The organism is Bradyrhizobium sp. Ghvi (genome assembly GCF_900115265.1).
In the GTDB taxonomy this organism is placed as follows: domain Bacteria; phylum Pseudomonadota; class Alphaproteobacteria; order Rhizobiales; family Xanthobacteraceae; genus Bradyrhizobium.
In genome coordinates this window covers 609561-631975 of record NZ_FOVU01000001.1, presented here as the reverse complement: position 1 = coordinate 631975, position 22415 = coordinate 609561, and the positions used below count along the sequence as shown (strand labels likewise).

Annotated in this window: 16 protein-coding genes; 8 read left to right on the top strand and 8 right to left on the bottom strand. The window is 65.2% G+C overall.

From position 1 onward, the window contains the following. Window positions 1–155: 155 nt before the first annotated feature. Both BM374_RS02990 and pdeM read left to right on the top strand, forming a co-directional pair. A complete protein-coding gene (locus BM374_RS02990; RefSeq protein ID WP_092289061.1) occupies window positions 156–2822 on the top strand; it encodes a ligase-associated DNA damage response DEXH box helicase in 2667 nt (888 codons plus the stop codon). 151 nt (window positions 2823–2973) lie between these two features. Then, window positions 2974–3657 (top strand): ligase-associated DNA damage response endonuclease PdeM, encoded by a 684-nt coding sequence (gene pdeM / locus BM374_RS02985; RefSeq protein WP_502689413.1) that lies wholly within the window; start codon window positions 2974–2976, stop codon window positions 3655–3657. A 166-nt stretch (window positions 3658–3823) separates the two neighbouring features. Here the strand turns inward: pdeM and BM374_RS02980 are convergent, their stop codons facing one another. Then, complete coding sequence (locus BM374_RS02980; protein ID WP_177248056.1) at window positions 3824–4684, bottom strand: LysR family transcriptional regulator; 861 nt, start codon at window positions 4682–4684, stop codon at window positions 3824–3826. A gap of 98 nt (window positions 4685–4782) precedes the next feature. Here BM374_RS02980 and BM374_RS02975 point away from each other — a divergent pair, with 98 nt between their 5' ends. Both BM374_RS02975 and BM374_RS02970 read left to right on the top strand, forming a co-directional pair. Further along, window positions 4783–5691 (top strand): DMT family transporter, encoded by a 909-nt coding sequence (locus tag BM374_RS02975; RefSeq protein WP_092289058.1) that lies wholly within the window; start codon window positions 4783–4785, stop codon window positions 5689–5691. 14 nt (window positions 5692–5705) lie between these two features. Continuing rightward, window positions 5706–6479 (top strand): MBL fold metallo-hydrolase, encoded by a 774-nt coding sequence (locus BM374_RS02970; RefSeq protein ID WP_092289057.1) that lies wholly within the window; start codon window positions 5706–5708, stop codon window positions 6477–6479. Between the two features lie 115 nt (window positions 6480–6594). On the opposite strand, the gene BM374_RS02965 is transcribed toward BM374_RS02970, so the two are convergent. From BM374_RS02965 to BM374_RS02945, 6 genes are all read right to left on the bottom strand, one after another. Then, window positions 6595–10065 (bottom strand): tetratricopeptide repeat protein, encoded by a 3471-nt coding sequence (locus BM374_RS02965; RefSeq protein ID WP_092289056.1) that lies wholly within the window; start codon window positions 10063–10065, stop codon window positions 6595–6597. Window positions 10066–10417: 352 nt separating this feature from the next. After that, complete coding sequence (locus tag BM374_RS02960) at window positions 10418–12151, bottom strand: thiamine pyrophosphate-requiring protein (RefSeq protein WP_092289055.1); 1734 nt, start codon at window positions 12149–12151, stop codon at window positions 10418–10420. A gap of 53 nt (window positions 12152–12204) precedes the next feature. Next, window positions 12205–13035: a hypothetical protein gene (locus tag BM374_RS39290; protein ID WP_244552521.1), complete on the bottom strand. Its 831-nt coding sequence runs from the start codon at window positions 13033–13035 to the stop codon at window positions 12205–12207. Continuing rightward, the gene (locus BM374_RS39285) at window positions 13017–13859 is read right to left on the bottom strand and encodes an alpha/beta hydrolase family protein (protein WP_244552520.1); all 843 of its coding nucleotides are present in this window, start codon (window positions 13857–13859) and stop codon (window positions 13017–13019) included. Before BM374_RS39285 ends, BM374_RS39290 begins: the two co-directional genes overlap by 19 nt. A 92-nt stretch (window positions 13860–13951) precedes the next feature. After that, a complete protein-coding gene (locus tag BM374_RS02950; protein ID WP_092289054.1) occupies window positions 13952–15655 on the bottom strand; it encodes an FAD-dependent oxidoreductase in 1704 nt (567 codons plus the stop codon). Window positions 15656–15679: 24 nt separating this feature from the next. After that, complete coding sequence (locus BM374_RS02945; RefSeq protein ID WP_092290177.1) at window positions 15680–17053, bottom strand: MFS transporter; 1374 nt, start codon at window positions 17051–17053, stop codon at window positions 15680–15682. 139 nt (window positions 17054–17192) lie between these two features. On the opposite strand from BM374_RS02945, the gene BM374_RS02940 reads away from it, so the two are divergent. Next, window positions 17193–18089 (top strand): LysR family transcriptional regulator, encoded by an 897-nt coding sequence (locus BM374_RS02940; RefSeq protein ID WP_092289053.1) that lies wholly within the window; start codon window positions 17193–17195, stop codon window positions 18087–18089. A 78-nt stretch (window positions 18090–18167) separates the two neighbouring features. Here BM374_RS02940 and BM374_RS02935 read toward each other — a convergent pair whose 3' ends face one another. After that, window positions 18168–18755, bottom strand: a complete 588-nt coding sequence (locus BM374_RS02935; protein ID WP_092289052.1) for a PadR family transcriptional regulator — start codon at window positions 18753–18755, stop codon at window positions 18168–18170. A gap of 197 nt (window positions 18756–18952) precedes the next feature. Here BM374_RS02935 and BM374_RS02930 point away from each other — a divergent pair, with 197 nt between their 5' ends. From BM374_RS02930 to BM374_RS02920, 3 genes are read left to right on the top strand one after another with little or no spacing between them, the layout of a single operon-like run. After that, on the top strand, window positions 18953–19336 hold the full coding sequence (locus BM374_RS02930; RefSeq protein ID WP_092289051.1) for a nuclear transport factor 2 family protein: 384 nt from the start codon (window positions 18953–18955) through the stop codon (window positions 19334–19336). Between the two features lie 33 nt (window positions 19337–19369). Continuing rightward, window positions 19370–21160: an acyl-CoA dehydrogenase C-terminal domain-containing protein gene (locus BM374_RS02925; protein ID WP_092289050.1), complete on the top strand. Its 1791-nt coding sequence runs from the start codon at window positions 19370–19372 to the stop codon at window positions 21158–21160. A gap of 42 nt (window positions 21161–21202) precedes the next feature. Then, the gene (locus tag BM374_RS02920) at window positions 21203–22411 is read left to right on the top strand and encodes an acetyl-CoA C-acetyltransferase (RefSeq protein WP_092289049.1); all 1209 of its coding nucleotides are present in this window, start codon (window positions 21203–21205) and stop codon (window positions 22409–22411) included. Window positions 22412–22415 lie beyond the last annotated feature (4 nt).

Below are 22415 nucleotides of genomic sequence, written 5' to 3'. Positions count from 1 at the left end.
ACTGTTCGCGAGGATGGAAACCCCTCACCCGTCTCGCCGCTGCGCGGCGATCCACCCTCTCCCAGAAGGGGCCCACAAGGGGAGAGGGGAAGACCGCCCACGACACCCGCGCCCACCCCTCGACGAACCCATCCCCACGGCTTACCTCTAACGGCGTGCCGCCCCGCATCCTCAAAATCCCGGCCGAGCCGGCCACGCTACTGCCCGACCGTTTCCAAAAATGGTTCGCAGGCCGCGGCTGGTCGCCGCGCGCGCATCAGCTCGCACTGCTGGAAAAGGCGCGCGAAGACTGCTCCGCGCTGCTGATCGCGCCGACCGGCGCCGGCAAGACGCTGGCGGGATTCTTGCCGACGCTGGTGGAGTTGTCTTCTTCTCCCTCCCCCCTTGTGGGGGAGGGGCGGGGAGGGGGAGGGCCACAAGCACCGCTCGTGGGGCTACCCCCCTCGCGGCAGCCTGCGGCTGCCGACCTCCCGCACCAGGGGGGAGGTGACAACAAGCTCGTCTCTACCGGCCGCAGCGTTCAGCGCGGCGGCGGCCTGCACACACTCTACATCTCGCCGCTGAAAGCGCTTGCCGTCGATATCGCGCGTAATCTCGAGCGTCCCATCGCCGAGATGGGCCTGCCGATCAAGGTCGAGACCCGCACCGGCGACACGCCGGTGTCGCGACGCCAGCGCCAGCGGCGTTATCCGCCTGATATCCTGCTGACGACGCCGGAGCAACTCGCGCTGCTGCTCTCCTCCGACGACGCCCCGTTTCTATTTTCGTCACTCAAGCGCATCGTGCTCGACGAGCTGCACGCGCTGGTGACGTCCAAGCGGGGCGATCTGCTCTCGCTGGGCCTCGCGCGGCTGTGGCGATTGGCACCGCAGATGCGCGCGATCGGCCTGTCGGCAACCGTCGCCGAGCCGGAGCAGCTCGCACGCTTCCTGGTGCCGCAGCCCGAGGGCAAAAAGAGGGCGGCCGACATCGTCGTCGCCGGCGGCGCCGCGCCGCCGCTGGTTCAGATGCTCGACACCCGCGAGCGGCTGCCCTGGGCCGGCCACAGCGCGCGGCATGCGCTCCCCGAAATCTACGAGCTGATCAAGGCGAACAAAACCACGCTGGTGTTCGTCAATACCCGCAGCCAGGCCGAGATGCTGTTCCAGAATCTCTGGAGCATGAACGACGACGGGCTCGCCATCGCGCTGCATCACGGCTCGCTCGACGTCGCCCAGCGCCGCAAGGTCGAGGACGCGATGTCGGCAGGGCGATTGCGCGGCGTGGTCTGCACCTCCTCGCTCGATCTCGGCGTCGACTGGGGCGATGTCGATCTCGTCGTCAATATCGGCGCGCCGAAGGGCTCCTCGCGCCTGATGCAGCGCATCGGCCGCGCCAACCACCGCCTCGACGAAGCCTCGCGCGCCGTGCTGGTGCCGGCCAACCGTTTCGAAGTGCTGGAGTGCCGCGTCGCCATCGACGCCATCGCCGAGAATGCGCAGGACACGCCGCCGCTGCGCCTAGGCGCGCTGGACGTGCTGGCGCAGCACGTGCTCGGCTGTGCCTGCGGCGAGCCGTTCTTCTCGGATGAGCTCTATGCCGAGGTCCGCACTGCCGCGCCCTACGCCAATCTCACGCGGCAGGATTTCGATGATGTCGTCGATTTCGTCGCCTCCGGCGGCTACGCGCTGAAAACCTATGAGCGCTTCGCCCGCATCAAGCAGGACAAGGAGGGCCGCTGGCGCGTCGCCAACCCGAAAGTGCGGCAGAGCTACCGGATGAATGTCGGCACCATCGTCGAGGACGACATGCTGAAGGTGCGGCTGGTGCGTTCGCGCGGCGCAGGTCACGGCTCCACCGGCGTGATCGCGCGCGGCGGCCGCCTGCTCGGCGAGATCGAGGAGGCCTTCATCGAGGGCCTCTCGCCCGGCGACACCTTCGTGTTCTCGGGCGAGGTGGTACGCTATGAGACCCTGGTCGAGGACCAGGTCTACGTCTCGCGCGCGCATGACAAGGATCCGAAAGTGCCGTCCTATATGGGCGGCAAATTTCCGCTCTCGACCTATCTCGCCGAGCGCGTGCGGCGTCTGCTCGATGATTCCAGCGCGTGGCGTGGCTTGCCGGAGCAGGTGCGCGACTGGCTGTCGCTGCAAAGGGAAGCTTCGCGCGTGCCGGCGGTGCGCGAGCTGCTGGTCGAGAGTTTTCCGCGCGCCAACAAGCATTACATCGTCTGCTATCCGTTCGAAGGCCGCCTTGCGCACCAGACTCTCGGCATGCTGTTGACGCGCCGGCTGGAGCGCGCCCGCGCCCGACCGCTCGGCTTCGTCGCCAACGAATATGCGGTGGCGATCTGGGCGCTCGGCGATCTCTCCTTCATGATCCGCGAAGGCAGGATCGACCTCAACGCATTGTTCGACCCTGACATGCTCGGCGACGACCTCGAGGCCTGGCTCGCCGAATCCGCGTTGATGAAGCGCACCTTCCGCAATTGCGCGATCATCTCCGGCCTGATCGCGCGCCGCCACACCGGCGAAGAGAAGAGCCGCCGCCAGGTGCTGTTCTCGACCGACCTCGTCTACGACGTGCTGCGCAAGCACCAGGCCGACCACGTCCTGCTGCGTGCCGCGCGCGCCGATGCCGCCACCGGCCTGCTCGACCTGCGCCGCCTCAGCGACATGCTGATGCGCATCCAGGGCCGCATCACCCATCGGGAACTCGACCACGTCTCCCCGCTCGCGGTCCCCGTGATGCTGGAAATCGGCCGCGAGTCAGTTTATGGCGAAGCTGCAGACGAGCTGTTGGCCGAAGCCGCCGACGAGCTGGTCAAAGAGGCGATGTCGTAGAGAACCTGTCTGTGGGGCGCACCGATCTATCAACCCAACGCGGTCATTCCGGGGCGTGCGTTAGCGCGAACCCGGGATCTCGAGATTCCGGGTTCGATGCTTCGCTTCGCCCCGGAATGACGGTGAGGCGCGGCACGTGACGGAGCAAGTATTGATCTCCATCACCTCGACGTTCGCGCTGGATATTGCAGGCGTGTCGTTCCACACTGACCTCTCCGGCGCGCTGTTCTGGGAAGAGCAGCGCCTGCTTGTCGTCTCCGATCTGCACCTCGAAAAAGGCTCGAGCTTCGCCACGCGCGGCGTGCTGTTGCCGCCCTACGATACCGTTGCCACGCTCGGCCGCCTCGCTGCTGTCATCTCCCGCCATAATCCGCGCATCGTGATCGCGCTCGGCGACAGCTTTCATGATCGCACCGCGCATGAGCGCCTGTCGGCCGACGACCGCGAGTCCGTTGCCGCGCTTCAGAGCGGCCGAGACTGGATCTGGATCTCGGGCAATCACGATCCCGAGCTGCCGCGCGATCTCGGCGGCACCGTCGCCGACGAGGTCGCGATCGGCCCGATCACCTTCCGCCACGAGCCATCAGGCGCGCATGGCGAGATCGCCGGCCATCTCCATCCCAAGGCCCGCGTCTCCGCGCGCGGCCGCTCGATGGAACGGCGGTGTTTCGCCAGCGACGGCCTGCGCGCGGTGATGCCGGCCTTCGGCGCCTATGCCGGCGGCCTCAGCATCCGCGACGCGGCATTCGCCAGGATTTTTCCGACAAACGGCTTTGTCGCCCACCTGCTCGGCGACCGCCGCGTCCACGCGATCGCCGCGGCAAGGTGTTATTGAGGCGCAGGCCTTCTAGGGTGGGTTAGCCGTGCAGAACTGCGCGAAGCGCAGACCGCTTGGCGTAACCCACCGCTTCTGTTTCCGCGCAGTAGAGGGTGGTGGGTTACGCCCCGCAGATGCACTTCGTGCATCCGCAGCGCTAACCCACCCTACGCATCTCACAGGCTCACGCCGCCTTCGCCTGCACGTCTTCGCAGAACTCCGCCAGCCGGTCTGCCAGCCGCAATGTTGCGGAGCTCGCGTTCGGCGCGGCCATCAGCGCCACCTCGGTGCGGTTGATCGGCGCAAACCCGTCCTTCGCCGTCAGCACGCGGTGATCTGATTGGATCGACATCTCCGACAGAATGCTCAGCCCCATGCCGGCGGCGACCGCGGCCTGGATGCCGGCGAGGCTCGACGACATATAGGACATGTGCCAGGCGCGGCCGGCGCTTTCCAGCGCGTGGATGGCGCCGGCGCGGTAGAGGCAGCCGAGTGGAAAACCGATCAGCGGCACCGAGGGCACGTTGATGTCAACCGGATGGCTCTTGCTGGTGACCCAATGCACCTGCTCCGGCCACACCGCGATCGCCTCCTTGCCACCCGCCTCGCGCTTGTAGAGCGCGAGATCAAGCTCGCCGCGTTCGAGATCGCGCGCGAGGTTCTTGCTCTGGTCGGCGCGCACGTCGAGCCGCAGGTTCGGATGCGAGCGCGCGAACGCACCCAGCAGTTTTGCCAGCCGATACGCCGCAAAATCCTCGGGGATGCCAAGCCGGATCGCGCCTTCGCCTTCCTCGCGCAGCACGTCGCGCGCCTCTTCCGCCAGCGTGAGCAGCCGCCGCGCATAGGAGAGCAGCCGTTCGCCGGCTTCAGTGGGGCGGACGTCCTTGCCGTCCCGATGCAGCAGCACCTGGCCGACATCCTCCTCCAGCCGCTTGATCTGTTGGCTCACCGTCGATTGCGTGCGGTGGACGCGCTCGCTGGCGCGGGTGAAGCCGCCGGCCTCGATCACCGAGACGAAGCTGCGCAGGAGCTCCAGATCGAGCATTCCAGCCTCCATTCGAAAATCCACTGATATCGAGTTAATCATTTAATTTCCAAATGGCAAGGACAGTCCCTAGATCGAGGGCTCAGGAGAATGCCCTCATGTCCCTCGCCGCTTCGATTCCCGCGCCCCGCAGCCGTCTCAACACGCTTCCGCTTGCCATCGGCCTGTTCTGCCTGCTCTGGAGCTACGCTTTCGTCGCCGGCAAGATCGGCGTCACCCATTGCCCGCCGCTGATCCTGCTCGCCGCGCGCTTCTCGCTCGCCGGCGTTTTGATCCTCGGGGCCACCTTGATCCGTGGCGGTTGGTCGTTGTCCTGGCGCGACGCCCTGATCTTCGCCGTGCTCGGCATCGCCAACAACGCGCTCTATCTCGGGCTCGGCTACACCGGCCTGCAATCGGTCTCCGCCGGTCTCGGCGGCCTGATCGTCTCGGCCAATCCGGTGTTCACGGCCGCGCTCGCGGCGCTCCTGCTCGGCGAGGGCATGACCTGGCGCAAGGCCAGCGGTCTCTTCCTCGGGATCATCGGCGTCACGGCGATCGTCTGGCATCGCCTGTCGGTCGGCACCGACTCTCTGCACGGCATCCTCTTCACGCTGGCTTCGCTGGCGTCGATCGTATCAGGCACCATCCTGTTCAAGCTGCTCGCGCCCAAGGGGAGCTTGTGGATCGGCAACGGCGTGCAGAATCTTGCGGCCGGCATCGTGCTGACGCCGGTGGCGCTGACCTTCGCCGACGTTCATGCCATCGATGTCACGCCCAGCCTGATCGGTGCCTTCGCCTTCCTCGTGCTCGGCGGCTCGATCCTCGCCTACTGGCTCTGGTTTCATCTCCTCAAAGTGTGTGGTGCGACCGCAGCCAGTGCCTATCATTTCCTGATGCCGCCGCTCGGCATGCTGTTCGCCTTCCTCGTGCTCGGCGAGCATGTCGAGGCGCGTGACTTGCTCGGGATCATTCCGGTCGCGCTGGGCATTTACCTGGTGACCCGTCCTGCCAAGTCGGTTTCGTAAGAGGAGTTCCCCTCATGACTGTTTCCATCACCCTGATCGGCGGCCCGACCGCGCTGATCGAGATCGACGGCTTTCGCCTGCTCACCGATCCCACCTTCGACGCGCCCGGCGCCTACCAGCTGCCGCATGTGAAGCTGGAGAAGACGATTGGCCCGGCGATGAAGGCCGATGCGATCGGCCCTGTTGACGCCGTGCTGCTCAGCCATGACCAGCATTCGGACAATCTCGACAATTCCGGCCGCGACTTTGTGCTCAAAGCCAGGCGCGTGCTGACGACGGAGGCCGGCGCAAAGCGCCTCGGCGGCCATGTCGAGGGTCTCGCGCCGTGGGCGACCGCGCACCTGAAGGATGATGACGGCAACACGCTGACCATCACCGCGACGCCTGCGCGTCACGGCCCTGCCGGCATCGAGCCGCTGTCGGGCGACGTCATCGGTTTCGTCGTGCAGTCGAGCCGCAAGGACACGCGCCCGGTCTATATCAGCGGCGACACCACCTGGTTCGACGGCGTTGCCGAAGTCGCGCGCCGCTTCAAATGCGGCGTGGTGCTGCCCTTCGCGGGCGCCGCGCAAACCCGCGGGCCGTTCCATCTCACCATGGACACCAACGACACCGTCGAGACCGCGCGCGCCTTCCCCGATGCGATGATCGTGCCCGTGCATACCGAGGGCTGGGCGCATTTCCGCCAGAACGGCGAGGATCTCCGCAAGACCTTCGACGCGCTCGGCTTCGGGACAAGGTTGCGCTTGCTGGAGCCGGGCGTGCCGACGGTAATCGAGGCGCCGTAGTCGTCATTCCGGGGCGACGCGAAGCGTCGAGCCCGGAATCCATCGCGCCACCGGCTCTGCAGATGAATGGATTCCGGGCTCGCGCTGCGCGCGCCCCGGAATGACAATTCTCAAATCAATGCGCCGCTGACGCCGTCTTCTTCGTTGCGACCGGCTTAGGTGAGGGCTTGATAGCCGCTTGCGGCGCGTTGTCCCAGCCGCCCGCGGGCGCGGGAACGTTGACGGCATCGTCGGGCTGCGGCTCGGCGCTGAAGGTCTGGATCGCGAGCTTGGCGGCGGCGAGCGATTGCGGGTCGAGGCGCTTGGCGACGTCGTCGCGCTTGCTCGCCGAATCCGCATCGCCCTGGGCCGCGGCGAGGCTGAACCATTTGTAGGATTCGGCGAGGTTCTGCTCGACGCCGATGCCGCGGGCATAGAGGATGCCGAGGTTGAACTGGCTGTCGGCAACGCCGCGATCGGCCGCTTTCCGGAACCACTGCGCCGCGCTCTTGTAGTTGGCGCCGTGTCCGCCGCCATCGGCATCAAGCACCGCGAGATTGTGCATTGCCTTGGCGTTGCCGCGCTCGGCGGCCTGGGTGTAGTAGCGGCGGGCGATGTCGGCGTCCTTCTTCACGCCGAGGCCCTTTTCGTAGAGCGTGCCGAGGCGGAATGTTGCGGGCACCACGCCGGCCTGCGCAGCGCGGTCGTACCATTTCGCGGCTTCGTCGTAGTTCGCAGCCACGCCCTTGCCCTCGGCAAAACGCACGCCGATCTCGAAAGCTGCAGTCGCATCGCCCTTCATCGCGGCGGTGCGCAGGCCCGGGCCGCCGATGCCGTCAGGCAGCTTCTCGCTCGGCGGCACCTGGACGGTGCCAAGACGTGCACGGCTCGTGCCCGAGAGCGCGCCGGTGACATCGCTGTTCGTAGCCGGCGGAGCCGGTGTTGCTGCGGCGGGCGCGGGCGGAATTGCGACCGAAGCCGTGCTGGCGGGGTTCGCTGCCGGCGCGGCATCGTTCAGGGATTGCTTGCCGATCGGCGTCGGCGAGGTCATCGACGGCGTGACCTGTTCGGGCGCGGCGGGCTTGCTTTCGACCGGCGGCGGGGCCTGCGGCGCCGGCCGGCTCGACGTGTCCTCCATCGCCTGCGGCGCCGGTGGCGGGCTGCCCTCGAGCAGGTTCATTGCCATCTTGAAGGTGCCGAGCACGATCACGACCACGCTCGCGCCGACCAGCAGCGAGCGGATTTTGGATGTGATGGTCGAGCCGCCTTCCGGCGCCTTTCCTTGTCCTTGTCCTTGGCCCTTGGCGCGCGCCATGGCGGCCTTGACGCCGCGAGCGGGCTTCTCCTGCGGCTGCGCGGCGGCAGCTTGCGCGGCGCGGCGCGCGGCCGCGATGAAGCTCGACGACGACACCGGCTCCTTCGGTGCCGCCGGGATTTCGCTGATCGCACTTTCGGACGCGGCAATGCGCTCGGACGGCGTGGCGGGACGGCCGCTCGGACGCGTGCCTGGCTCGAGCGGATGATCCGGCGGCAGTTCAGGCGCGATCGCGGCGCGCACTGGCGCGGTGTGCGGCTCCAGAATCTCGCTGATCGCGCGCGGCGGCAAAGGCGGCGTGCCTTGCGCAGCCATCGGGACCGACGGCGGTGCGGCGGCGTGGAATTCACGCGGCGCGGCCACGAAAGCTGAGTGCGCCGGCTGCTGCGCAGCGGCCGGATTTGGCAGCTCGGGCCTCGGATCGTATTTCGGTGGTTGTGGCGGCCGTGGCTCGCGCGCCATCGGCTCGACGGGCGCTGCCATTGACGATGGCCCCGGCATGGGCGCAGCCATCGGCTGTGGTGCAGGCGCCGGCGGCGCGGTGCGCACCGCGCGCAGATCGCCCTCGATCATGGCAAGACGATCGACGACATGACCGAGCGTGTTGTTCACGGCCTCCAGCGAATCCTGGGTGCTGCGGTTGGTCTCGGCCTGGCTGAAGCGGATGTCGGACAGCTCGCGCTTGACGAGATCGACCATTCCGGAATCGGGAGCTGGCGTCGAATGACGGCTCTCCGCCAGCGCGGAATAGGTCGCCTGCTGGCGCTCCAGATGCCTGAGGATGTCGTGCAGCCCGTCCTCGACGCGGCTGAAATTGCCGCCGCGCGAATCGGAGGCGGCCTCCAACCGCTCCAGCAGATAGGAGACCCGCTGCTCGAGATGCGCGAAGGTCGAGGCCGAGTCGTTGCCGACCTGCATGCGGTCGAAACGGTCGGAGAGTGCGCGGATTGCTGCTTCCAGATGCTCGGTGCTCTCGGTCGGCTGAGGCCGTTCGCGCGTCTCCAGCGCGGCGGTGAGCGCAGCAATGCGCTGCTCGAGAACCGCAAAGCTGTCGCTATGACCGGACGAGCGGGTGATCTGGTCGACCTTGGACGACAACAGCTGCACGTCTTCGGACAGACGCGCCAGCGCCTCGTTGGAGGCGACGTTCGAAACGATGCCGCGCAACGCCGAGATCGCGCCTTCGAGCTGGCGCACAGTCGAGGGATCGTCGTTGGCGCGGAGGATCAGGTCGAGCTTGGCGCCGAGATTGCGGATCGCCTCGTCATAGCCGGTGAGTTGCTCGGCCGGCGTCAGCGTGCGCAGCACCTGCTTGATGTCGGACAGCGCGCGCTCGATGCCTGCCAGCACCTGGCCGTCGGTGCCGTTGGAGCGGGTCTCGTCGATGCGACGATGCAGCGAGCGGATCTCGTTCTCGATCGACTCGATCGCGCGGCGCGGCATCGCCTCGGTGATGGCGCTGCGGATCTCGGCAAGCTCGGCGCGGAAGCCGTTGATCGCCTGCTCGGTATTGTCAGGGCGCTGCAGCGACTCGATCTGGCTCGTGATCTTGAGCAGATGGCGCTCGAGCGAGGAGAAATCCGGCCCTGCTTGCGGTGGCGGCGGAGCATAGGCGGGCGCGGGTGGCGCCATCGGGGCCGCATAGGGAGCTGCGCCAGGCGCGATCGATGGCGCTGCGCGCGGCGGCACTTGCCGCGGCGCGAATCCGTCGAGCTCGCTCTGTCGCGCGGTGATCTCGGCGACCGCGACGTCGAAGGAGGCGGGGCTCAGGGGGGGCGAGTTGCGATAGACTTGCGCGGCTGCGCGCTCGACCGCATCCGCCTGGCGCTGGCGTGTCTCGACTGGTGCCTGTCGCGGCGCTTGAGGTTGTTGAGGTTGCTGAGCCTGAGGCTGCTGGGGGCGCGAGATCTGCGACAGGCGGGCGTCGAGCCGCGAGATCGCGTCGTTGAGCTGGCGGGCAACACCCTGCTCGCGCGAGACATCCTGGCGCGGGGCTGCGGGCTTCGAAATCCGCTCGATCTGCTGGGTGATCGCGTCGAGCCGTTTGTGGATGTCGGCGACGTCGCGACTTTCCTGACTCGGCATCGAAGCCGAGCGCGGATCGGGACGCTGCTCCTGACGTTGATCCTGGCGCTGCTCGTAAGGTCCGCGAAAGTTCGGTGGGGCGGTGTCGCCGAGCGTGGAATTCAGCCAATCGTTGAGTGACATGCCGGCACGACGCGCAGCAGCTTCGGCCCGCTCCCGGACGGATGGATCGATGCCGTCAACACTCCACGATACGCGCGAATTCATGACTCTGTCCGGTTCCGACTCCGGCGTCCCACCCGACGCCTCCAGTCTCCCCTCGCGTGCCGGTTGCGAAGACAATCGGATTTGGCGCGGGTCGTCTGCCTCGAAGACCGACTTTTTCCTGTTACGGTAAATAACGGGTTAAGGAACGCCGGCCGGGAGTCTTAAAGTTGGGCGGCGGGAACCGGTTTGGGCGCGGCTCTCGTCCGATTGCCCAACAACCGGTGTCATGCCCCGGCTTCTCGATTCGAGCCGCGCCGTCTCTGGAATATTGGATCGCCCGGTCAAGCCGGGCGATGACAGCTGAGTGCTTGGCAAGGTCGCGCCGCCCGTCCGGCTGCATTTAGCCTGTTTGTTAGAGCGGCACGATGTCGACATGCATGACGGCGGCGCGCCCGGCATCGACCGCGCGGAGACAGCGCGTGATGGTCTCATCAAGCCGATCCGGATCACTGACCCGTTCGCCATGGGCGCCGAACGCGCGGGCAATGTCGATGAAGTGCCGCTGCTCGTCTTGGCGTCCGGTCCGAAGCTGGGACAGGAACGCATCAGCCTTCTGGGCCTGTCCGTCTGGATAGACTCGCTGAACCGAGGCCTTCACCGCCTGCCAGCCTCCGTTATCGAGAACGATGGTGAAAATCGGCAGCCGATAGTGCTGCGACACGGCGTAGACGGAATCCGGCGCGGCGAAGTGGAAGGCGCCGTCGCCGACGATCTGCACCACCCGAGAGGAGGGCTTCGCCAGGCTGAGGCCGAGCGCCATGCCGCCGCTGAAACCAAGCCCGCCACCGGCCAGCCCAACATAGGTCATGGGCTTGGTGCGGCGGAGTTGCTGCTGAAGGACGGGCGCATTGCGGACAGCCTCATTCAGGACGATGTCGTCCTCGGACAGGAGCGCCCGGAGACGCGCGAAGAGGAATGCCGGATTGATTGCGCCTGGCTCGCCCTTTTGCGCGGCCGCGGATCGTCGCTTTGCCTCGACGGCCTCACGTATCGGGTGCCAGCCCTCGATCCGGCGACGCACCTTCTTTCGGTAGGCTTCGTCGGCGCGCGCTTCGACGATCTCGAGCACCTGCTGCAGGATGATCGCCGAATCCCCCTGGATGCGCAGGTCGGTGGCAAAGCCCCACATCGGAATGTCCGCCTTCAGCGGATCGATATCGATTTGGATCCAGCGTAGCGCATCCGCAGCCCTCACAGACTGCGGAACGAAGGGCACGTCGGTATCGATGAGCAGCCCGAGATCAGCATTGGCGACCAGCGCGGACGGATCCGCACCGGCGAAACACGGCGAGTCCTGTGGAATGTTCATCGTGACCGGATTGAATTCGGCCACGCGAATGCCGCAGGCGAGCGCCAGGCGGTCGAGCACCGCGACAGCATCTGGATTGCGTCCGAGATAGGCGGTGAACGCGATCGGATTCCCGGCCGCCATCAGCGCTTCAGCGACGGCATGCGCGCGCGCCGGTTCGATCCCGCCGGCCTTCACGGAGCCATACCGCGCCGGCGGATATCCAGGCATTTGCTGCTCGTCCCGGATTTCCGCGAGGGTCTCGCGCGGCAACATCATGTAGACCGGCCCCGGCGGATCGCTGTGCATGAACGCCGCAGCGCGCGTCAGCGCCTCCTTCACGACCACGCCCGATGGAAGCGTGTATTCCCATTTCACATAGGGCCGTACGATGCTCCCCTGGTCAAAGCTGTCCTGGACGAAGTGCACATAGGTATCTCGAGATCCGGTGAGCTCGCCGTGCAACGTGAATGGGGCCTGGCCGGCAAACAACATGACTGGCAGGCGATAGCGAAACAGATTCTGGATCGCCATGCACGCATTGGCCGTGCCGGCATCGACATGGACGAACACCGCCTGGCCGCGGCCGGTCGCAAACGCGTAGCCCGCCGCCATGTGGACGGCGACCACCTCATGCGGGCACAGGATGACCGCTGGATGACGCCGTCCCTCGCTGTCCCAGCGGGCGATCTCCTCGATCAGCGAGACGTGGTCGGTCCCGAGATTGGCAAAGATGTAGTCGACCCCGAGATCGACGAGGGTCTCGAGGAAGTAGTGTGCGGTGCTGTACGTCGGCATGCTTTGATCTTTCCCGCCTCACCACACCGCGTTCCGGCGGCCCAAATCCGGACTCAGATTGCCGCCTGTGTCGCCGTTCCCGCCACCATGTACCAGGTCACCAGCAGGGCGCAGATCAGCGCTCCAGGCAAAGATGTGCCCGTGCGTCGCCAGGTGAAAGTCGAGATGATGGCGACAGCCGCAAGGAGCGGGATGAACTGAATGCCGATGATGGTAGATAGCGGCACGACCGGCGAGGTCGGAAACGGATTGATCAGCTTTCCGCCAAGCCACATCGCCAGGTATTGGCCGCCGATGAGAACGACAAATCCGAGCGAGAGCACCAGGATCGTCGTGACATAATGGCCGATCGCCGGCGCATCGAGGCGGCTGAAATTCGCGTGCAGCGTGCGCAGCGCGACGACAAAGAACAGTGTGAACGGAACGAGATAGATCAGCATGATCATCAACTGTGTCGCGCTCGGCAGTTTGAGTGCCACGACCCAGAAACGAAAGTCGATCTTGAACAGAAGGTCGGCAAGCCAAACCGCCACAACGCCGATAGCGACCGTCGCAAGCGCGATCAAGACAGCCTGGGCCGCGACACCCTTGCGGCTGGTGCGCCTCGGCACGAAGGGCAGCAGAGCCAAGGTGATCGCCGTGTTGAGGAGCGCCCAGATCATGATCTCTGTCGTGAAAACCTGCGGGAGGAAACGCGATGCCGGCAGCCACGCATTTCCAATGGCAAAGGCAGGATAGTACGTGATCGCAGGCAGCAGCGCAGAAACCCAGAAAGCGGCCCACCATTGCCTGCCCTTGGGCAGCGCGGCCGTCGTCGCATCCGAACGGGCCGGCCCGATCTGAAGTGGGGCAAACGCTGAGAACGTCAGCAGCAGGTCGAACAAACCAGCAAACCTACGAGGGCGATCAACGTGCCGATCTCCTTGCGGAACCAGATCTGATCGGTCGGCGGCAGGGGCGTGCCGCCTATCAGCGTTTTGCTGAACCAGTCGAGGCTGTCGCCGATCGCTTCCTGCGAAAAATGATCGGCCGGATGCGTGATTGCCGGGGTATAAAGGACCCGCGCCGTACCCTTGCTGATATCGCCGTAAATCTTGCCAGGTTCGATAGCTCCCGCCCCACCGAACACGGCGGCAAGCTTTGCAGACTGAGGAATATTTTTGGCGTACTCGCTTCCCCACATGATCTGGGAGAACTCGTCGTATTGCGAGAAAACCACTGCGAGATTGCGCGGCCAGATCGGCGTGCCATCGGCCGCAAAAGGCTTTCCGGTGGAAGAACCCTCCAGCACAAGCGACTTGTAGGCATCCGGCATCGCTGCAGCCGCAGCCAGAATTGTCCAGCCGCCCATGGAGTGCCCTTCAAGGCCGATGTTCTCCTTGTCGACATATGGCAGGCTACGCAGATAGGCCAGACCGTCGGGACCGCCGAAACCGTGCGCGAAAGCAGGCGGATCACTGTAGCCATGGCCGGTCTGGTCCAAGGCAACGACCACGTAGCCGCGCCTGGCGAACTCGATCGCAAAACCGTCCTGCGTCTCGCGCGAGTTGATATAGCCGTGGACGGCGAGGATTCCGGGGGCAGGGTTTCGCTCGGTCGCATTCCGCGGAATGTAGACGAGAGCGCTCATCGTATTGCCAGCGGCGCCCTTGAAGCGCACATCTTCGATACGAATGCCATTGGTCGTCTGGGTGAAATGCGCCAGCATCCCACCCAGCAAGATTAGAACCGCTCCGACGGCAGCCATCGCCCCTTGACGCATTGAGTCCCCCGTTTGAAACAAGAAAGCTACACTTCCGATTAAGCAACGTGAGCAGCCGCGGCTTCTCTGGCCGAGTCGTGCTCACGGCTGGTCAGCTGGGAAATTGCTCCGCGCAATCGCTCAAACAGCCGATCAGAATCCCGCGGCGCCGCCATACCGCGCCAGGCAATGTGCGAATCCGGGCGCACCAACAGGAGCGTCTCAGGAAAATCGAATCCCGCCTTGGCCCGATCGACGTCGAGGAGCGTCAAGGGAGTGCCCGAACGCGCGGCTGCCTCGACCAGCGGCGCCGCATCGACGGCCGGATCGAACCGCACCAGCGTATAGGCGGGCCCGAGCGCGTCGAGCAGCGAACGTCCAGCAGCCAGCCATGCGTGCGGCACGCGCGCGCCGGGCACGGTCGAGGCCGTGAAGCTCCCCATGCTGTAGGGCGGCGGCGCTTCGCCGTCGTAAGCGATGATCGGCGAGCGGTCGTAGTAATAACCGAAATTCAGACCGGCGCAGCAATATTGCTGGACGTTGAGATCGTAGGCGGCCTGGCCGACCTTGCTACGCGCGGCATCGCCATCAGGACCATCGATCTCGACCTCGGCGGGCACCGCGCGCCGTTGACTCATGACGGCAAGTGCGTGGTTCATCGCGAAATGCGAGACCTGCTCGGTGATCGGCTGGCGCTCGGCCTCGTAGGCGTCGAGCAGCGCTGGGTTCGCCCATCCCTGCAGGACGCCGGCCAAAATCCAGCAGAGATCGACGGCATCGGCGATGCCAGCATTCATGCCGTACCCTGCATAAGGAATCCAAAGATGGGCGGCATCACCGCAAATGAACGCACGGCCGTCCCGGAAGCGATCGGCTACGAGGCGCCGCCCGACCCAATCCTCCTTGCTGATGATCTCATACTGGAAGCGATCATCGACGCCGAGAATGGTGCGCAGCGCCCAGTCGCGATCGACGCTGTCGAACTCGAGCTCTTCGGGCGCGAGGTGGTTGTGGATCAGCCAGTTGTCGCGGCCGTCGATCGAGACCGTCGTGCCGCAGCGGCGCGGATTGAGCGACATGGTCATCCAGGCGGGCTTCTGGGTGATCAGATCCTTCAGCGCGGGGGCGTGAATGTATGTGGACTGCACGCGCTGCACGACGTCAGTGCCACCAAGGCGCGAGCCGATCAGCCTACGCACAGTGGACCGGCCGCCATCGCAACCGATCAGATAATCGGCGGCAATGGTGATGTCCTCGTTCGTATCGAGGTTCTGCGCCCGCGCAATTACGTCATCTGCGCCCTGCTCGAAATGCTCGACCTGGACGCGACTGAGAATCCTGATCCTTGGCTGGGCTTCGGCGGCAGCGAACAGGATCGGCTCGAGATAGATCTGATTGATCCGATGCGGCGGCTCGGGCGTCGGCCAGTTGGTATCCGGGCCTCCGGTCGCCGTGTAGCGATCCGCGCGACAGGGAATCGGGATGCGCGTCAGTTCGCGCCCGACGACCGCAGTACGGTACGCGCAATCGTTCGGGAAGTCGGCGGGCAATCCGCCTTCTCGCACTTCGCGCGCGATGCCGAGGCGACGGAACACCTCCATTGAGCGTGCGGAGACATGGTTACATTTCACGTTCGGAGGCTCGCCGGCGCGGCGGATTTCGGCGACGACGACATCGATGCCGCGAGAGGCGAGATCCATGGCGGCGGTCAATCCGACCGGCCCCGCCCCGACGATCAGAACCTGGGTTTGGATGGCTTTCATGTCATCTTCTCTAACTAGAGTAGTTCATGCGCGTTCGGGCACGGAAAGCGCGTCATGTTGTGTCTTGCCGGCCAGCGCGCCGCCACGGCGCATGCTGAGGAGGGCAAGGCCAAGGATCACCAGTGCCGAGCAGAGCTGTGGCACGGCGCTGACCTGGAACAACGATGGGATCCCCCATTGCGCCGCAAGCATCAGTCCGCCGACAGTGACGCCGAGAATCGAGCCGAAGCGGCCCATGCCGAGCGCCCAACCAATTCCGGTGGCGCGGATGTAGGTCGGATAGAGGCGCGCCGCATACGCGTTACAGCCGATCTGTCCGCCGATCACGGCGACGCCGGCGATGAACACTGCCGGCACCAGGATCGGCAGCGCGGCTCCCGCAAGGCCGATGGTGACGATCGAGATGAACCCGGCGGCGTAGGTCAGGAACAGGACGCGATGGAAGCCGAGTCGCTCGATCAGCAATCCGAGCGCGACCGTACCGAGCATTCCGCCGACCTGAAACGCAACGCCGACAGCGATCGCCGCCTGCAAATCGAGGCCGACACCATGCGTCAGTGTCGGCAGCCAGCTATTCAGAAAGTAAATGTCGAGCATATTCATGAAGAACATGACCCACAGGAGCAGTGTCGGCACCAGCCGATGCCTCGTGAAGAGCTGCGGCAACAGAAAACCCTTGCCGCTTTCCTCGACGATGGTGAAGCGCGCATCCGCTGCAAAGCTTGCCGATGGATCGATCCGGGCCAAAAGCGCGCGAACGCGGCCGCTCTTTCTTGCATCGAGCGCGAGCAGGGAGAGCGATTCCGGGAGCCACAGGATCAGGACGGGGCAAAGGACGAGCGGAAGGAAGCCGCCCACCATGAAGATGACCTGCCAGCCATAGGCCGAGATCAGCTTGGCTGCGACCCAGCCGCCAATGGCAGAGCCGAGCGACACGGTCATGAACATCAACATGATCAGCAGGGTCCGGCGGCGCTGCGGTGAGTATTCGCTGGTCAGGGCAATGGTATTGGGAAGGACGCCACCGAGGCCGAGCCCGGTCATGAAGCGCAGGATCACGAGATCCGAGACGCTCCCGGCCCGGCTCGTTGCCAGCGACCCCAGCGCAAACACGAGAACACCGGCGACCACCAGCCACTTCCGGCCGAAATAATCGGCGAGCGCACCGAACAACAGCGAGCCGACCATGACGCCAAACAAGGACGCACCGAATACGGGCCCGAGGGCGCCGGGCGCCAGATGCAGATCCTTGCTGAGCGCCGGGGCGACGAAACCAAGCGCCTGGGCATCGAAGCCGTCCAGCCCGATCACTAGTGCACACAAGCAGATCGCGCGGATTTGGAAGGCCGACAGCGGACGGTCGTCAATGTAACGGCCAATGTTGATCGCTTCCGCCAAATCTCCCTCCCCTTGCTTGTTGTCGTTCGATGACACGCCGCGGCCAAGCCGCAGCGGCGAGCATCGCGCCGGAATTATCTTGCACGACTGCACTCTTTCGATTAGCCACAAAATTCTCATCCATTCACGAGCTTAGCTTATGAATCCTACCATGCGGCAGCTCGAGGCGCTGGTCCTGGTCTATCGCCTCGGAAGCATCACGAAGGCGGCGGCCGAGCTGCGCGTCACGCAGTCGGCGATCAGCCTCCTCATCCGGCAGATCGAGGAGAACTTCCAACTCAAGCTGTTCGATCGGACCACACGCGCGCTGCACCCGACGGCTGCGTGCCGGGAAGCGATCCCCGCAGCGGAACGGATCCTGTCGAGCGCACGAGGACTGTCGCAGCACATGCGTGACCTGGTCGAAGTCAGGACGGGGCGGATCGCCGTCGCAGTCTCCGCCGGCGTCGCCTCGGCCCTGCTCCCGCGCATCCTGGCGAGGTTTCGGTCTCGCTATCCCGAGGTGAAGATTGATCTGTTCGACATCGCTCCCGATGAGCTGCTGCCGTTCGTCACGGCGGGCCACGCCGAGTTCGGCATCGGCAGCTTCGAGGACGACGGCACCTCGGAAGCGCGGATCGAAACGCTCATGCAAAGCCCGCTCTCGGCGATCGGTATCAAAGACGGCCGGTTCGAGAAGCGCCGACGTTTGACCTGGGCCGACCTCACCGTCTCCGACCTGATTGCGATGCGCCGCGGAACGCGGATTCGCTCCCAGATCGACGAGGCCTTGTCACAGACGGGGCAGGAGCTGAAGCCGGCCCTCGAAGTCTCGCTCATCACGACCGCCCTGGCACTCACCGCGGAGGGCGCCGGAATCAGCATCCTACCGGCGCACATGCTGCCAAAGGCGCAGTTTCCAACCCTAGCAGCCGTTCCACTCAGCCAGCCGATCGTCAATCGGCACGTCTCGCTGTTGAGCCGGGCCGACTTTACGCTCTCGCCTGCAGCGGAGCAGTTCGCCGAAATCGTCAGACGCGTCTTGTCGACGAAATAGTGCCCTGAGCGCGCTGACGATTCATCCCGATCAGATCGCTCTTCAAGCCTACCGATCCAGTCTAGCCGTCGGCGCGCTTCAGCTCTTCTCCCGCTTGCCATCCTCGATCGGCACCACCGTGCCCTTGCCTGACATCGCCGACAGGGCCTCGAGCGCCTCTTCGCAGAAGTCGGCCACCATCTGCTCGTGCCTGGCGCCGAGCTGAAGCAGCAGCAGATTGCCGAGGTCGAGCCGGCCCTCCGCCGTTCCCTCCGGAAATCGCTTTTTCAGGATCCGCTCGTAGTTCTGGTGCCGGTCGCGATGGTGCTCCAGGCGGTCCATCAGATCGGTGCGGATGGGCTCGATGTCGATGCTGTCGAGCGCATGCAGCCGGACCAGCAGGTCGTCCTTGATCGAAGGCGGGGTGCTCGGACGCGCGGCCCAGTGCCGCAGTGCTGTTCGGCCCTCGGGAGTCAGCGTATAGATGAGTTTGTTGGGCTTGCCTGTCTGGACGACCTCACGGCCCTGGATGTAGCCGCGGTCGCGCAGCTTGGAGAGCTCGCGATAGATCTGCTGGTGGTCGGCTTTCCAAAAGAAGCCGATCGAGGAATCGAATGTCTTGGCGAGCTCGTAGCCCGTCATCGGACGTTCCGTCAGGCATGCGAGGATTGCGTCGCCCAACGCCATGGCACCAGCTCCCTTGAAATCCCGACTATCTGGCTTGACTTTATGCGCATTGGTGCATATGCGTCAATGTGCATATGAGGCGAGATCGAGGTTGGCCACAGGCCAGATCCGAAAACGCAATGAAATCAACGTCCTCGCTACTGTGCATGGGGTTGTTTTCAAAGCTTTGCCCAAGGCCTTGAGGGAGGCACCTGAGAATGACCGGCCTCGGTTCCTGGTACGCCTACACGAAGTCCCACGACAGCGCTGCGCTGTGGGACCTGCTGCATCCTGACGCCGTGTTCGAAAGCCCCGTCGTGCATTCGCCGCAGCGCGGGCGCGACATCACCTTCAAATATCTCGCCAGCGCCGAGAAGGTGCTCGGCGGTCCCGGCTTCACCTATGTCGGGGAATGGACAAACGAGCGCGGCGCGGTGCTCGAGTTCAAGACCATGATCGACGGCATCGAGATCAACGGTGTCGACATCATCACCTTCGACACCGACCGGCGCATCACCCATTTCAAGGTGATGGTGCGTCCGCTCAAGGCCATCAACATGCTGCACCGCCTGATGGCGGAGCAACTCGCCGCCCAATCATAATTCCCAAATTTCAGCCCCTGCCGGGAGACCGCCATGCCGATCTACAAAGCCCCCGTCGAAGACGTCAACTTCCTGCTCAATGACGTCTTCCAGATCGACCGCTACGACAATCTCGCCGGCTTCTCGGATGCGTCGAGCGACGTGCGCGAGGCCATCCTGGGCGAAGCCGCCAAGCTCGCCGAAGAGGTGCTGCAGCCGCTCAATCGCGTCGGCGACCTCGAAGGCTGCAGGCGCGCCGACGACGGCAGCGTCACCACGCCGAAGGGCTTCAAGGAAGCCTTCAAGCAAGTGGCAGAAGGCGGCTGGCTTGGCCTGTCGGCGCCGACCGAGTTCGGCGGCCAGGGCCTGCCGGTGACGCTCAGCCAGGCGGTCAACGAATTCCAGATCTCCGCCAACATGGCGTTCTCGATGTATGGCGGCCTCACCATGGGCGCGACCGCGGCGCTGCTGGTGCACGGCACACCCGAGCAGAAGCAGACCTACGTGCCGAAGATGGTCTCCGGCGTATGGACCGGCACCATGAACCTGACCGAACCGCATTGCGGTACCGATCTCGGCATGCTCCGCACCAAGGCGGTGCGCCAGGCCGACGGCAGCTTCAAGATCACGGGCACCAAGATCTTCATCTCGGCCGGTGAGCACGATCTCGCCGACAACATCATCCACCTCGTGCTCGCCCGCATCGAGGGCGCACCCGCCGGCATCAAGGGCGTGTCGCTGTTCGTGGTGCCGAAATTCCTCGTCAATGCCGACGGTTCGGTCGGCGCACGCAACGGCGTCGTCTGCGGCTCGATCGAGCACAAGATGGGCATCCACGGCAATTCGACCTGCGTGATGAACTACGACAACGCCACCGGCTGGCTGATCGGCGAAGAGAACAAGGGCATGCAGGGCATGTTCGTGATGATGAACGAGGCTCGCCTCGGCGTCGCCGTTCAGGGCCTCGCGCAATCCGAGGTCGCTTATCAGAATGCCGTCGCCTATGCCCGCGAGCGCATCCAGGGCCGCGCGCTCACCGGCGTGAAGGCGCCGGACAAGCCGGCTGACCCGATCATCGTGCATCCCGACGTGCGCCGCACGCTTCTCTCGATCCGCGCTTTCAACGAGGCCGCGCGCGCCTTCGTGATGTGGACCGCGCTGAAGAGCGACGTTGCCCACCGCTCGGAGGATCCGAAGGACCGCCAGGCCGCCGACGACCATATGGGGCTGATGACGCCCGTGCTGAAGGGCTTCCTCACCGACTACGGTTTCGCCAACGCGGTACAGGCGCAGCAGATGTATGGCGGTCACGGCTACATTGCCGAGCAGGGCATGGAGCAGTTCGTACGCGATGCCCGCATCGCCATGATCTATGAAGGCGCCAACGGCATCCAGGCGCTCGACCTCGTCGGCCGCAAGCTGCCGCGCGACGGCGGCCGCGCCATCATGGCTTTCTTTGGCGAGGTCATGGCCTTCGCCAAGGAGAACGGCGGCGACGAGGCGCTGAAGCCGTTCATCACTCCGCTCTCGACTTCGCTCGGCCATCTTCAGCAGGCCACGACGTGGCTGATGCAGAATGCGATGGCCAAGCCCGACAACGCTGGCGCTGCAGCAACCGACTACCTGCATCTCTTCGGCTTCGTCGCGCTGGGCTACATGTGGGCGAGGATGGCCAAGGTGACGCAGGCGAAGATTGCCGCGAGCGGCGCGACGCCCTATCTCTCGACCAAGCTCGTCACCGGCCGCTTCTTCATGGAGCGGATGCTGCCGGAAACCGCCGCCAATCTGGCGCGCATCCAGTCCGGCTGCGCCACCATTATGGAACTGCCCGCGGAAGCGTTCTGATTTCCGCGCCATCAATCTCGAACAACAGATCAGGAGGGCGTCATGCCTGAGGCATTCATCTACGATCACGTTCGCACCCCGCGTGGCCGCGGCAAGGCGGACGGCGCGCTGCACGAAGTCACCGCGCTCGCGCTCGCCAGCGTGCCGCTGAAGGCGCTGAAGGACCGCAACAACCTGCCCGAAGATTCCGTCGACGATGTCATCCTCGGCGTGGTCGATCCGGTCGGCGAAGCCGGCTCCGATATCGCGCGCTTCGCGGCGCTGAAGGCCGGTCTCGGCGAAGCCGTCCCCGGAGTGCAGATCAGCCGCTTCTGCGCCTCGGGCCTCGATGCCGTGAACTTCGCTGCCGCGCAGGTGATGAGCGGCCAGCATGAGCTCGTCATCGGCGGCGGCGCCGAATCCATGAGCCGCGTCGGCATCGGTGCTTCCGGCGGCGCCTGGCCGATGGATCCGTCGATGGCGGTCCCCGCTTACTTCATGCCGCAGGGCGTGTCGGCCGATCTGATTGCCACGAAGTACGGTTTCTCGCGCGACGATGTCGACGCCTATGCTGTGCAGAGCCAGCAGCGCGCGGCCAAGGCCTGGGACGAGGGCCGCTTCAACAACTCGGTCGTGCCGGTGAAGGACATCAACGGCCTCACCATCCTCGCCAAGGACGAGCACATGCGTCCCTCGACGACGATGCAGTCGCTGGCGCAGCTGCAGCCGTCGTTCACGATGATGGCGCAGATGGGCGGCTTCGATGGTGTCGCGATCCAGTCGCATCCGGAGATCGAGCGCGTCAACTACGTGCACCACGCTGGCAATTCGTCGGGCATCGTCGACGGTGCCGGCGCCGTGCTGCTCGGCAGCAAGGAGGCGGGCAGCAAGTATGGGTTGAAGCCGCGTGCAAAAATCCGCGCGTTCGCGAATATCGGTTCCGAGCCTGCGATGATGCTGACCGGTCCGGTCGACGTCACCGAAAAGCTGTTCGCGCGCTCCGGCATGAAGAAGTCGGACATCGACCTGTTCGAGCTCAATGAGGCCTTCGCTTCGGTCGTGCTGCGCTACATCCAGGCTTTCGACATCGACAACGCCAAGATCAACGTCAACGGAGGCGCGATCGCGCTCGGCCATCCGTTAGGGGCCACCGGCGCGATGATCCTTGGCACCGTGCTGGACGAGCTCGAGCGCACCAACAAGTCCACGGCGCTCGTCACGCTGTGCATCGGCGGCGGCATGGGCACCGCGACCATCATCGAGCGTGTGTAAGGAG

What these genes read in the sequence shown, in the direction of transcription:
- BM374_RS02925 (WP_092289050.1), top strand. Translation starts at nt 19,370, where the DNA reads ATGCCGATCTACAAAGCCCCCGTCGAAGACGTCAACTTCCTGCTCAAT.
- BM374_RS02980 (WP_177248056.1), bottom strand. Translation starts at nt 4,684, where the DNA reads ATGCTCGATCTGGAGCTCCTGCGCAGCTTCGTCTCGGTGATCGAGGCC.
- BM374_RS02930 (WP_092289051.1), top strand. Translation starts at nt 18,953, where the DNA reads ATGACCGGCCTCGGTTCCTGGTACGCCTACACGAAGTCCCACGACAGC.
- BM374_RS02940 (WP_092289053.1), top strand. Translation starts at nt 17,193, where the DNA reads ATGAATCCTACCATGCGGCAGCTCGAGGCGCTGGTCCTGGTCTATCGC.
- BM374_RS02950 (WP_092289054.1), bottom strand. Translation starts at nt 15,655, where the DNA reads ATGAAAGCCATCCAAACCCAGGTTCTGATCGTCGGGGCGGGGCCGGTC.
- BM374_RS02920 (WP_092289049.1), top strand. Translation starts at nt 21,203, where the DNA reads ATGCCTGAGGCATTCATCTACGATCACGTTCGCACCCCGCGTGGCCGC.
- BM374_RS02975 (WP_092289058.1), top strand. Translation starts at nt 4,783, where the DNA reads ATGTCCCTCGCCGCTTCGATTCCCGCGCCCCGCAGCCGTCTCAACACG.
- BM374_RS02935 (WP_092289052.1), bottom strand. Translation starts at nt 18,755, where the DNA reads ATGGCGTTGGGCGACGCAATCCTCGCATGCCTGACGGAACGTCCGATG.
- BM374_RS02960 (WP_092289055.1), bottom strand. Translation starts at nt 12,151, where the DNA reads ATGCCGACGTACAGCACCGCACACTACTTCCTCGAGACCCTCGTCGAT.
- BM374_RS39285 (WP_244552520.1), bottom strand. Translation starts at nt 13,859, where the DNA reads ATGCTGGCGCATTTCACCCAGACGACCAATGGCATTCGTATCGAAGAT.
- BM374_RS02970 (WP_092289057.1), top strand. Translation starts at nt 5,706, where the DNA reads ATGACTGTTTCCATCACCCTGATCGGCGGCCCGACCGCGCTGATCGAG.
- BM374_RS02965 (WP_092289056.1), bottom strand. Translation starts at nt 10,065, where the DNA reads ATGAATTCGCGCGTATCGTGGAGTGTTGACGGCATCGATCCATCCGTC.